Origin of the sequence: Methylobacterium frigidaeris (assembly GCF_022179185.1) — a bacterium.
Classification (GTDB): domain Bacteria; phylum Pseudomonadota; class Alphaproteobacteria; order Rhizobiales; family Beijerinckiaceae; genus Methylobacterium; species Methylobacterium frigidaeris.
This window is the reverse complement of sequence record NZ_BPQJ01000288.1, coordinates 1-249: the sequence shown is the minus strand read 5'-3', so window position 1 is coordinate 249 and position 249 is coordinate 1. Positions and strand designations below refer to the sequence as shown.

The window sequence follows — 249 nt, the reverse complement described above, 5'->3', positions numbered from 1 at the left end:
CGGGCGCGGGTGCTAGCCACACACACTGACCCAGATGCACGGGGTGCTGATTGAGGTTCACCGAGATGTAGTTGGGGCAGGGGTTCCCCGCAAGGGCCCAGACGAGGTCAAGGAGCCCCCTTTGGAAGGCCCTGGCCTCCTCCTCGGTGCGCACCAGCTCGCCCAAGAGGTCCAGGATGGCGTGGACGCCCTCCCGCTCCACGGCCTCCGCCGCCTTAACAGCCTCCTCCAGGGACTTCCCCCCTACGT

At 67.5% G+C, this 249-nt stretch carries 1 protein-coding gene; it reads right to left on the bottom strand.

Annotation, left to right across the window (positions count from 1 at the left end):
- A partial coding sequence (locus MFF64_RS39150; protein ID WP_238194076.1) for a hypothetical protein occupies positions 1-249 on the bottom strand: 249 nt, incomplete at both ends.